We start from the raw sequence: 11744 nt of genomic DNA, 5'->3' as shown, positions 1-11744 counted from the left end.
GTGAAGATCCTCCTGGTTCAACCCCCGCACTGGTCCCCCGACGGTCACGCGAACTTCGACGCCGTCGAGGAGCTGCTCGGCTCCTCCTCGGGGGACGTGGTGCTGCTGCCCGAGCTGGCGGGCTCCAGCCTGCCCCGCGCCGACTACCTGGCCAGGGTCCGGGCGCTGGCCGAGGGCTCGGGCATGACGGTCGTCGGGGGCTCGCACTACGACGGGCCCGTCAACCGGGGCGCGGTGTTCGATTCGCGGGGCACGCTGCTGCTGGAGTACGACAAGGTGCATCCGTACGGGCTGGAGCTGCGCTCCGGCGTGCGCCCCGGCCGGCCGAGCGCGGGCTTCGAGCTGGACGGCCGCCGCCTGCACGTGCTGCTCTGCGCCGACCTGTGGTACTCCGGCAGTCTGGCCGGGCACGACCGGCTCGACGCCGTCCTCGTGCCCGCCTTCTCCGTCACCCGCTGGGACGGCCCCGCCCCGGCCCGGGAGTTGTGGCAGCACATGAGCGTGGCGCGGGCGTACGAGTTCATGACGTACGTGGCGGTCAGCGACTGGCACCACGAGACGACCTACCTCGGCCATCCCTGCGCCGGGGTCACCGGCTTCGCCAACCCCTGCCCGCAGACGCACGCGGGCTTCTTCACCGGCCCGCCGGACGCGCCCGTCTCGCTGCACGAGCTGGACTTCGACCGCCTGGACGCCTTCCGCCACGACCGCGGCGAGCGCGGCTTCCGCCAGTAGGGCTGTCCCTACCATCGCTTGGGCCGCGCGCAGGATCGAGCGGGCGGGGGCCGGGCCCGTAGCGTCGTCCCCATGACAACCCTCCGGCACCGCCTCGCCACCGACACCCGTTACACCCTGCTCGGCCTGCCGATGGCCGTCGTGCACTTCGCCGTCGTCGTGGTCGGGATCTCGGCCGGGCTGGGCACCGCGGTCGTGTTCATCGGCCTGCCGATCCTGGCCGCCACCGCCGCCGCGGCCAGGAACCTGGCGGACTTCGAGCGCGTCGCGCTCCCCGGCGTGCTCGGCCGTCCCGTGGCCCGCCCGCCCTACCGGCCCGCCCCGGCGTGGGCGGGCCGGCTCCGCCGCACGATGAACCCGCTGACCAGCGGCCAGGCCGCGATCGACCTGCTGTACGGCATCCTGGCCTTCCCCGTCTCGCTGGCCGCCTCCGTCGTCGTCGCCGTCTGGTGGGCCGGCACGCTGGCCGGCCTGACCTTCCCCCTGTACGGCTGGATCATCGCCGCCATCCCCGGCGTGGACCACAGCCTGCCCGAGTTGCTCGGGCTGGGAGGCGGCGACACGATGTTCGTCGTCTTCAACACCGCGATCGGCGTGCTGTTCGCGCTGACGCTGGTCCCGGTGGTGCGCGGCGCGGCCCTGGTCAAGGCGAGCCTGGCCCAGGCCATGCTCACCCGCGCCCCGCTGGACGCCCCCGCGCGGGTGCCGGCCGGCGTGACCGTGGGCTGAGCGGCGCCGCCCGCTCCCCCTAGGATGTCGATCATCAGGTCGAGGTGAGGCGGTGCCCGTGCGGTCGTGGTCGGAGCTTCCGGTCGGCCGGGTCGTCCGGCTGGACGCGGACGCCGAGGCCGTGGCCGTGAGCATCGACCCGCTGCCGCCGGGCGCCCCCGCCATCCTCACCTGGTTACCCGGCGAGCCACGATCGGTCGCCGGCCTGGTCGCCTCCGTCCTGCGCGAGCTGGACGAGGCGGCCATCGCGCTGTTCCCGGCCTGGCTGCCCGAGGCCGCCGGGATCGAGGGGCCCGGCGGCGCGCACGTGCCGGCCGTCCGCTCGCTGGCGCTGCGCAGGGCGTCCGCCAGCGAGCACTACGGCCCGTTCCTGGCCGAGCTGGCCGAGCGGGCGCTGACCGGCCGCGCCAGCGTGCTCGGGCCGGAGGTACGCGTGGCCGGCCTGGCCAGGGTGCTGGCCGAGAGCTTCGGCAGGACCGGGCTGGCCGTCCTGGTCCGCGTCCCGGACGGGCTCTCCCCGGCCGGCCAGGAGGTGCTCGTCGCGGGCTGCGAGTGGCTGGCCCACCGGGCGGCGGCCGGGGTGTGGCTCGCGGGCGCCCCGCTGGACGCGGTGGACCGGGTGGAGACGGTACGGCCGGACCTCCCGGGTCCCCGGCCCGCCGCCCCGGAGCCCGGCCCCGGCCAGGAGCCGCCCCGCATGCTCTACCCGGCGATCGCCGGGCGGCCCCATCCCGGCAGCGCCGGCGAGCAGGCCCTGGAGGCGGCGCTGGCCGGGTGCGAGTGGGCGTCGGGGCGTGCGTGGAACCAGACGTACCAGCCGCATCCGCTGGCGGCCCCGATCCGCGTGGACCTGCTCTGGGAGCGGGAGCGGTGCGTGGTGGAGATCGACGGGGCCGACCACCGGGGCGCCGCCAAGTTCGCCGCCGACCGGGAGCGGGACGTGCGTCTCCAGCTCGACGGTTACGCCGTGCTGCGCTTCCTCGATGTTCAGGTACTGACCGACATGGAAACCGTGATCCGCCAGATCGCGCGGTTCCTGCGGCAACGCCGCAGGACGGAAGGATGAAAATGCCGCACAACGGTCTCTCACTCCCCGACTTCTCTGCCCTGGTGGTGCTGGCCATCGAGGCCCGCGAGATCTCCAACACCGAGCTCAAGCAGCGACACAAGCTGACGATCGACGGCCAGAGGCGGCACCGGCTCAACACCATGAAACTGGTCGAGAGCAGGAGACCCGGGCGGGTGTTCCTGCACGTGCTGACGGACTCCGGGTGGGCGCGGCTCGCGGAGGACCTGCGCACGGGGAACATCCCGCCGCAGACCGGCTCGTCCGGGGCGATGGCCAGGGCGCTGCTGGAGTGGCTGCCCCGGTACATGCGGCGCACGGACCAGAGCCTGGCCGACGTCTTCCAGCCGGACGACGAGCCCGAGGAGCCGGGCGACCAGCCCGACGAGCCGGGCGGCGTCCAGGCGCGCGTCCGTGGCGCGTACACCGAGCTGGCCGGGCGCCCGGGGGCCTGGGTGGGCCTGGCCGCCCTGCGGGCGCTGCTGCCGGATGTGCCGAAGGACCGGCTGGACGAGGCCCTCGTCCTCATGGAACGGCTCCCGGACGTGAACCTCGTACCCGAGTCGAACCAGAAGACGCTCACGCCCGCGGACCGCGAGGCGGCCGTGCTCATCGGCGGCCAGCACAAGCACCTGCTGTGGATCGGCACCCCATGACGGGCGACGTGCGCGACCTCGCCGCGCTGACCTTCAACTACACCGAGAGCGCCGACGACGTATGGCGCCACTCGGAGTACCACGTGGAGGGCCTGCACGGCGCCGCCACGAGGATCCTGCGCGACGGCCTGGCCGAAGCGGCGCACCGCCCGGACGCCAGCCCCATCGGCGTGGTCGTCCAGGGCCAGCGGGGGACGGGGAAGACGCACCTGCTCGGCTGGCTCAGGGAGCAGGTGCAGGCGCAGGGCGGCTACTTCGTCCTGGTGGGGCTGCTGGACGCCAGGGGCTTCTGGGAGAGCACCCTGGTGTCGATGCTGGACAGCCTGTCGCGCCCGCGCGCGGACGGCCAGGTCCAGCTCGCGTCGTTCCTCGACCGCCTGGCCTCGGAGGCCGGCGTCTCGCGCATGGCCAGGCGGGCGATCACCGGCAAGAGGCCCGTCACCAGGGACGAGCTGGACGCGTTCGTGGTGGCGCTGCGCCGCAGGGACCCCCAGGTCGGCCGGGAGTGCCAGGACACCGTGCGGGCGCTGGTGCTGCTCGCCGGGGACGACCTCGGTCTCCAGGACCTCGGGGAGGCGTACCTGTCGTCGGTGCCGGAAGGCGAGGCCGGCGAGCGGGCCGCGTGGGGCATCCGCCAACTCGGCAGGACCCCGCAGGAGATCGTCCGGGACATCTCCCGCCTGCTGGCGCTCACCGGCCCGACGATCATCGCCGTGGACCAGATCGACCCGCTGGTCGCCCAGTCCTCGACCGCGACCACGGGCGCCGGCCACGATCGGGGCGAGGCGCTGATGATCGAGCGCATCGCCGGCGGCCTCATGGCGCTGCGCGAGGTCACCCGGCGGACGCTGACCGTCGTGACCTGCATCCCCGCGACCTGGGCGCTCGTCGAGAACGTCGCGGTGGACACCGTGCGCGACCGGTTCAGGCAGGCGGTCCCGCTGATGACCATCCCGGACGCGGAGACCGCCAGGGCCATCGTCACCAGGCGCTTCGACGTGCAGTACGGCGAGGCCGGCATCAAGCCGCCCTACGCCACGTGGCCGGTGCGGCCCGAGGCCTTCGAGCAGGCGCCCGGTTTCACGCCGCGCGAGCTGCTCAGGCGGATCGACCAGCACGTCCGCGCGTGCCTGCTGGACGAGGAGGTCAGGGAGCTGACCGGGTTCCCCGCGATCCAGGACCCCGCTCCGCCGGTGGCTCCGGTTCCTCCCGTGGAGCTGGGGGCGATCGACGCGCGGTTCGCGGAGCTGCGTGACGGCGGCCCGGCGCCGCGGCTCGATCAGGCGAGCGAGGACTCGGTGATGCCCGCGCTGCTGGCGGCCGGGCTGTCCGCGTGGATCGCCGAGCGGGGGGAGGGCGGCGCGGCCTTCAGCGTGGACCCGCCGCCGAGCCCGAAGCCGCCCCTGCACGCGCGGCTGCGCCGTACGCTCGACGAGGCCACGGAGGACGAGATCCACTGGGCCTTCCGCGCGGTCACCGCCGAGCACGGCAACGCGGCGCTGAACCGGATCCGCAAGGCGTCGGTGGCGGCGGGGCTGGATGGCGAGGTGCCGAAGCGGCGGCTGTTCCTGCTGCGGAACACGCCATGGTCCAAGGGGGCGGCGACGCAGGCGGCGATCGCGGAGTTCGAGCGGGCCGGTGGCCGGACCCTGGGGGTGAGCGACGACGATCTCCGGGTGCTGGCCGCGCTCAGGGAGTTGCTCGCGGAGAACCCGCCGCATCTGGCGGCCTGGCTGGCCGAGCGCCGGCCGGCGGCCGGGGTGTCCTTCCTGCGGGAGGCCCTGGCCGGCGCGTGGAGCGTTCCGCAACCCCAGCCACGCGCCCCACGTCCCGCGCCCCCGGGCACGCCGACCACGGCCACGCCGCCCACGCCCGCAGGCACGCAACCCACCCCCGCGGGCACGCCGCCGGGGCCCGCAGGGGCGCACCCCGCCTCCGCGGGCGCGCGGCCGGCGCCCGCGCCCCCACTCGCCCCCGCCCCCGCCCCCGCGCACGTGGATCATCGTGGTCCGGGCGGTCCCGTGACGCGGGTGCCGGCGATCGCGATCGGCAGGAGGGCGGCCGACGGTGCGCCCGTGAGCGTGGCGCTGGAGGCGCTCAGGAAGCACGTCACGATCTTCGCCGGCTCCGGCTCGGGCAAGACCGTGCTCATCAGGCGCCTGATCGAGGAGTGCGCGCTGCTCGGCGTCTCCGCCATCGTGCTCGACCCGAACAACGACCTGGCCAGGCTGGGAGAGCGCTGGCCGCAACCGCCCGCCACCTGGGAGGAGGGCGACGCCCGCCGGGCGGACGACTACCTGGCGAACACCGACGTGGCGATCTGGACCCCCGGCAGGGCGGGCGGGCGCCCGCTGGCGTTCCAGCCGCTGCCGGACTTCAGGGGCCTGGCCGGCGACCCCGACGAGTTCGCCGAGGCGGTCGAGGCCGCGGTCGCGTTCATCGCGCCGCGCATCCGGCTGGACGCCAACACCAACAAGGCGCAGCTCGGGCAGGCCGTGCTCAGGAAGGCGCTGGCGCACTACGGCCGCAGCGGCGCGACGAGCCTCAAGGGGCTGGCCGCGCTGTTGTCCGACCTGCCCGACGGCGTGAGCGAGCTGGCCGGCGCCTCCCGCATCGGCGCCGAGCTCGCCCAGTCGCTGACCGCCGCCATGGACAACGATCCGCTGTTCGGCGGCGCGGGCACGCCGGTGGATCCCGGCCTGCTGGTGACCCCGCCGGCGGGCAGGCGGGCCCGGGTGTCGGTGATCAGCCTGGTCGGGCTGCCCGCACTGGAGCAGCGGCAGAGCTTCGTGAGCCAGCTGCAGATGGAGCTGTTCGTCTGGTTCAAGCGGCATCCGGCGCAGGACCGGCCGCTGGGCGCGCTGCTGGTGATGGACGAGGCGCAGACGTTCGCACCCGCGACCGGCGCCTCGGCCTCGACCCGCAGCACCGTGCTGCTGGCCTCCCAGGCCCGCAAGTACGGCCTCGGCCTCGTCTTCGCCACCCAGGCGCCCAAGGGCCTGCACAACCACATCCCCGGCAACTCGGCCACCCAGTTCTTCGGCCTGCTCAACGCCCCGATCCAGATCACCGCCGCCAGGGAGATGGCCCGGTCGAAGGGCGGCGACGTACCGGACATCTCGCGGCTGCGCTCGGGCGAGTTCTACCTCGCGCGGGAGGGCGGCACGTTCGCCAGGACGCGGGTGCCCATGTGCCTGTCGTGGCATCCCAGCTCCCCGCTGACGACGGAGGAGGTCATCGAGCGGAGCCGGGTCAGCGAGCCACGCTGGGCGTGAGCTCGTCCGCCACCTGGCGGGTGACGCGCCGGCCCAGGAGGGCCACGAGCTTGCGGGGCCGGCGCGGCATCAGGTGGGCCATGGCGAAGTTGCCTCGGCCGGGGACCACGTAGCCGCGGTCGCGGTCGAAGGCCCGCAGCGCGGCCGTGACGACGGACGCCGGGGTGGCGACGGGGGCGCCGATGGCGGCCTTCCTGGTGCCGATCCGGTCGAAGAAGGCCGTCTCGACCGGGCCTGGCGTGACCGCGAGCACCTTCACGCCGCTGCCTCGCAGCTCGCTCCAGAGTGCCAGGCTGAAGTTGAGCACGAACGTCTTGGACGCGCCGTACGTGGCGAAGTACGGCGCCACGTTGAACCCGGCCGTCGAGCCCACGTTGATCACGCCGCCGGTGCCGCGGCGCAGCATCGCCGGCAGGAACGCGTGCGTCAGCCCCACCAGCGACACGACGTTGACCATGAGCTCGTCGTGCTCGCGCTCGGCGGCGATCCGGTCGAAGTTGCCCGCCGTGCCGAAGCCGGCGTTGTTGACGAGCAGGTCGACGGTGAGGCCACGGGCGGCGCTCCGCTCGGCGACCCGGGTGGCGGCGTCGGGCGCGGACAGGTCCTGGACGATGACCTCCGCGCGTACGTCGTGCTTGTCGCGCAGCTCGGCCGCCAGCGCTTCGAGGGCCGGCGCGGACCTGGCGACCAGCGCGAGGTCGTGCCCGCGGGCGGCGAGGCTGCGGGCGAACTCGGCGCCGAGGCCGGAGGACGCGCCGGTCACGAGAGCGGTTCCCTTGGTTGTCATGAATGGAAAAGTAGCAGATTTACCGCGATCTGCAACAGTTCGTCTCACTTAAACGCTGTAGTGTTCCTCCCATGGGAAGACTGCGGGCCGACGCCGAACGCAGCATGCGCGCGATCATGGCGGCGGCGGAAGACGTGCTGAGCGCCAGCCCGGTGGCCACGATGGAGCAGGTCGCCGAGGCGGCGGGGGTCGCCAGGGCCACCGTCCACCGCAGGTTCGCCAGCAGGGAGGCGCTGATCGAGGCCATGGAGGTGACCGCGTGGCGGGAGATACTCCAGGCGGTGCACGCCGCCCGCCCGCACACCGCTCCCCCGCTGGTCGCGCTGCACCAGGCCACCGCCGGCATCCTGCAGATCAAGCCCGCCTGGCGCTTCACGCTGGCCAGGCAGGTGCCGCTCAGCGCCGAGGCGCAGGCCGTGCAGGCGGAGGTGATGGCGCTGTGCGAGGAGGTCTTCGGGAAGCTGCTCGGGCCGGGCACCGACCTCGTCTGGGCCAGGCAGGTCTACCTCGCGCTGCTGGGGGAGGCCGCGCACGGCACTCCCCCAGCAGGCCGGAACCCTGACGCGCCCGGCGCTCCCCCAGCCGGCCGGGATCCTGACGCGCCCGGCACTTCCCCGGCCGGTCAGGACCCTGACGCGCTCGCCACGAAGGTGATCGACACCCTCATGTACGGCGTTCAGCGCAGGGCGTAGGCGCGGATCACCTCCTGCGTCAGCGTGTTGCCGTTCACGTCGGAGGCGTTCAGCCGCAGCGAGACGAACCCGGAGCGCGCCCGGTCGAACGTCGTCTCGTAGGCCCGGTCACCCCTGGCCGCGCGCAGCCGGGCCGGCTTCCAGCTCGCGCCGTCGTCGTACGACACCTCCAGCGAGACGCGCTCGATCGCGCTCTGCTGTGCCCCCTCCTGGTGGCGCAGGGTCAGCCCGAGCCTGCGCGACCCGGCCCGGTTCGTCAGGTCCACCGGCGCGTCGAAGGAGGCCACCAGCATCGGCACCACCGCGTCCCCCCGCTCGGACGCGAACGTCCACACCCCGCGGGTGCGGGTGGACAGCTTCGCCCACTCCGACTCGTTCACCACGTCGTACTCGATCCGGTACGACGCCCGCTCCGGCGCCAGCGTGCCCGATCCCGACGGCAGGTAGTTCGTCTGCCAGAGCAGCGTGTCACCCTGGTAGAGCCGGAAGTCGGTCTTCAGGCCACGCTCGAACTGGCTGGTGTACGCCTCGCCGTAGTTGCCCCCGGCGTCCACGAAGCCCTGCATCGACAGCCGCAGCTTGTCGCCCTCCCTGCGCACCGGGTTGCGCGGGTTGACGCCGGGCAGCAGCGGCTGCTTGAACACGGTGCGGCCGACCCGCTCCCCCGCCTCGTACGAGCGCATCTCCGGCGCCGACACCGACACCCGCGCCGTGTCCTGGTGCGGCCACATGTTGTTGTAGGAGCGCTCCGGCGTGCCCGCGGACGTGCTCCACCGCAGGTCCGGATCCGGGGTGACGTAGTCGACGCGGGTGCGCGGCGCCTTGGGCATGGGGTGGTTCGTCGAGATCGACAGGGTGTCCCAGGGCTCGAAGACGTAGCGGGCCTCGTTGGCCGTCATGTCGCCGGCGAGCTGGCTGTGGTAGCCGGTCTCGATCCTGGCCTGCGACCTGGCGCGCACCACGTACGTGAGCGAGTCGCGGACCCTCCCCTGCTCGCGCAGGTACAGGTCGTACACGTACGGGCTGGCCACGATGCCCTTGGCCATGACCGGCACCGGCAGGCGGCGCAGCCGTTCGAGCAGCTTCAGCCCCTCCTCGTGGGTCAGCCGCACGGTCGGGACGGCCAGCTTGACCCGGTTGCCGCCGGTGGTGACGTCGGAGCCGGGCCGGTCGCTGTAGACGGCCACCATGGCGGCGCCGGCCGCGGCGGCGGCGTTCGACTGCGTGGAGACCGGCACGCCGTCGGTGCGGCGGATGACGGCGAGCTTGCCGCGCAGGTCGCGGGCCTTGATCTCCTCGGCGCTGCCCCGGTCCGCGTCCACGGCCAGGAGCAGGCGGGTGCCGTCGAGGCGCGGGTACTCGCTGGAGAAGTCGCTGAACTGGACCGGGTCCACGTACTCGGGCTCCAGCTTCAGGCCGAGCGTGGAGAAGGCGATCTCCGGGGCCTTGAGCCGCCAGCGGGTGGCGACCACGAACGTGCCCTTGGTGACCTTCCTGGTCGGCTGGACGAACAGGCGCTCCTCGACCTGCCCGCCGGGCGAGATCGTGGTGCCGCCGCGCAGCGCGGTCCCCTGCTCGCCCGCGCGGTACCACATGAGGGCGGCGGCGGCCCCCGTGTTCCGCTTGGTGGCGTGGTCGGGGGTCTCGATCTTGACCTCGACGGCCTTGCGGGCGTCCAGCACGACCTCGGTGTCGCCGGTGATCTCCATCTCCGGGTCGCCGAGCAGGCTCTCGTTGAGCGGCTTGCCGGTGGCGGTGCTGTCCTGCGTGGCGGGCATGGTGAAGATGTGGCCGAGCACCGAGTACGTGCCCGGCTTGACGAGCAGGCAGGTGCCGGTGCCGTACCTGGCGTCGGTGCAGGGGCTGGCGGGGTCGCCGGGGAGCACGCGGCCGACGAGGGTGCCCTCGTCCAGGTTCAGCACGGTGAAGCCGCCGCGGCCGGGGCGGCCGTCCCTGGCGATGCCGCGCACGCGCAGCTCGACCCGCTTGTCGTCCACGCTCGCGGTCAGCAGCGTACGGGTGCCGGCCGCCGTCAGCTCCTGGCGCAGCGCCCCCGCCTTGCCCGCCTTGACCGTGACCTTCGCCTCGGCGGTGCCGCCGGCGGGGACGGTGAGCGTGGCCGGCTCGACCGTGAACGCGTCACCGGCCGCCAGCGGCAGCTCGGCGGGCGTCTGGCCGAGGTTGCGGTAGCCGATGGTGAGCGTCTTCTCCTCGCCCGTGGTGAGCCGGCCGAAGTTGAGCGAGCCCGCCGAGGCGACGACCGGGCCCTTGAGCGCGGCGGCCACGTCGATCCTGCCGGCGCCCTGCGCGTCCACCGGGATGTCGCCGCCCGCCCTGGCGGTGGCCATGAGCAGGGACTTCAGCTCGTTCGCCGTGAGGCCGGGGCGGGCCTGGCGCAGCAGCGCCGCCGCGCCCGCGACGTGCGGGGTGGCCATGGAGGTGCCGGACATCGCGACCCGGCCGCCGCCCGCCTTGGCGGCGGTGATGTCCACGCCCGGCGCGGTGACGTCGGGCTTGACGGCCTGGTCGGCCAGGATGGGGCCCCGGCTGGAGAAGGGGGCGAGCCGGTCCTGCTTGTCCACGGCGCCGACGGTCAGCGCCGACGGGGCGTCGCCGGGGGCGCCCACGCACGAGTCGCAGCCGTCGTTGCCCGCGGCCACCACGAACAGCGTGCCGTACTGCTGGGTGAGGCGGGAGACGGCGTCGGTGAGCGGGCCGCCCGCCTCCGGGCTGCCCAGGCTCAGGTTGACGACCTCGGCGTGCTTCTCGCCGGCCGCCCACTCCATGCCGTCGATGATCCAGGAGAGCTGACCGTAGCCGTCGGCGCCCAGCACCCGGCCGTTGAGCAGCCGTACGCCGGGCGCCACGCCGGAGGCCGTGCCCGCCACGTGGGTGCCGTGGCCGTGCGGGTCGCCGGTGGTGTTCTCGCCGGTGAAGTCGCGCTGGTCGGCGACCTTGCCGGCGAGGTCGGGGTGGGCGGCGTCCACGCCGGTGTCGAGCACGGCCACGGTGGTGCCGGTGCCGTCGTAGCCGGCGGCCCACGCCTCGGGCGCGCCGATCTGCGGCACGCTCTCCTCCAGCACCGCTCGTACCTCGCGGTCCAGCCAGACCTTTGCCACGCCCGCCAGCGGCGTGGCTCCGCGCGCCTGCTGTCCTGCCGGTGCGGCCAGCTTGGCGAGCTCCGCGCCGAACGCCGCCGCGTCCTTCGCCGCCACCCGCACGCCCGCGCCGCCGATGCTCTCCAGCGCGCGGACCTGCTCGACGGCCGGGAGCGCGGCCCTGGTCGCGTTCGGCGACGTGTACGTGAGGATCAGCGGGATGGCGGCGCCGTAGTCCTGCCCGGCCAGCGCCGTCACGTTGAACAGCTCGGTGTCGAGCCGCTCGGGCACCAGGGACGCGACGTCGTCCGGGATGACCGTCACACCGCGCTCGGTCTCCAGCACCCGGAACGTCGGCACGGACCCGTCGGCCCTGGGCGCGGGGGTGACCGTCACCGTGCTGTGCCCGCCGTCCACGGAACGCACCTGCACCCGGTCACCGGTGATCAGGGTGATCTCGCCGCCCCCGGCCTCCGGCGCGAACACCGCCGCCGGAGCGGTGGCGGCGTACGCGCCGGGAGCCGAGAGCGACGAGGCCGCCATGACGGCCGCGACGGCCATCACCATCCCCCGCCTTAAGCCACGCATGGACGACCTCCAGAAAATCGGTAAGCACGAATACCGACTTCCTAGCCACCCTGAACTGGCGGTGTCTACGAGATCGGCCTGGCTACATCCGGACTTGTCGTAAATCCGCCACATGGCA

8 protein-coding genes are annotated in these 11744 nt (G+C 73.9%); 6 read left to right on the top strand and 2 right to left on the bottom strand.

Annotated elements, in window-relative coordinates:
• The 5 genes from HD593_RS18270 to HD593_RS18250 all read left to right on the top strand — a co-directional run bounded on the left by HD593_RS18270 (position 1) and on the right by HD593_RS18250 (position 6461).
• Positions 1–735: a carbon-nitrogen hydrolase family protein gene (locus tag HD593_RS18270; RefSeq protein WP_185103291.1), complete on the top strand. Its 735-nt coding sequence runs from the start codon at positions 1–3 to the stop codon at positions 733–735.
• A 72-nt stretch (positions 736–807) separates the two neighbouring features.
• Positions 808–1464 carry a sensor domain-containing protein gene (locus HD593_RS18265; RefSeq protein WP_185103290.1) on the top strand — a complete coding sequence of 219 codons (657 nt, stop codon included), beginning with the start codon at positions 808–810 and terminating at the stop codon, positions 1462–1464.
• Between the two features lie 52 nt (positions 1465–1516).
• Complete coding sequence (locus HD593_RS64375; RefSeq protein ID WP_221524816.1) at positions 1517–2530, top strand: endonuclease domain-containing protein; 1014 nt, start codon at positions 1517–1519, stop codon at positions 2528–2530.
• 2 nt (positions 2531–2532) lie between these two features.
• Positions 2533–3186 (top strand): hypothetical protein, encoded by a 654-nt coding sequence (locus HD593_RS18255; RefSeq protein WP_185103289.1) that lies wholly within the window; start codon positions 2533–2535, stop codon positions 3184–3186.
• Complete coding sequence (locus HD593_RS18250; RefSeq protein WP_185103288.1) at positions 3183–6461, top strand: helicase HerA domain-containing protein; 3279 nt, start codon at positions 3183–3185, stop codon at positions 6459–6461. The genes HD593_RS18255 and HD593_RS18250 overlap by 4 nt, the downstream gene beginning before the upstream one ends.
• Here HD593_RS18250 and HD593_RS18245 read toward each other — a convergent pair.
• On the bottom strand, positions 6439–7248 hold the full coding sequence (locus tag HD593_RS18245) for an SDR family NAD(P)-dependent oxidoreductase (protein WP_185103287.1): 810 nt from the start codon (positions 7246–7248) through the stop codon (positions 6439–6441). The two genes, HD593_RS18250 and HD593_RS18245, sit on opposite strands and share 23 nt — an antisense overlap.
• A gap of 71 nt (positions 7249–7319) precedes the next feature.
• On the opposite strand from HD593_RS18245, the gene HD593_RS18240 reads away from it, so the two are divergent.
• Positions 7320–7940, top strand: a complete 621-nt coding sequence (locus HD593_RS18240; RefSeq protein ID WP_185103286.1) for a TetR/AcrR family transcriptional regulator — start codon at positions 7320–7322, stop codon at positions 7938–7940.
• Here the strand turns inward: HD593_RS18240 and HD593_RS18235 are convergent.
• Positions 7925–11626 carry a S8 family peptidase gene (locus tag HD593_RS18235; RefSeq protein ID WP_185103285.1) on the bottom strand — a complete coding sequence of 1234 codons (3702 nt, stop codon included), beginning with the start codon at positions 11624–11626 and terminating at the stop codon, positions 7925–7927. The two genes, HD593_RS18240 and HD593_RS18235, sit on opposite strands and share 16 nt — an antisense overlap.
• Positions 11627–11744: the final 118 nt, after the last annotated feature.

Origin of the sequence: Nonomuraea rubra, from assembly GCF_014207985.1 — a bacterium.
GTDB lineage: Bacteria > Actinomycetota > Actinomycetes > Streptosporangiales > Streptosporangiaceae > Nonomuraea > Nonomuraea rubra.
Note: the sequence above shows the minus strand (reverse complement) of the source record. Positions and strands in the feature narration are given on the sequence as shown.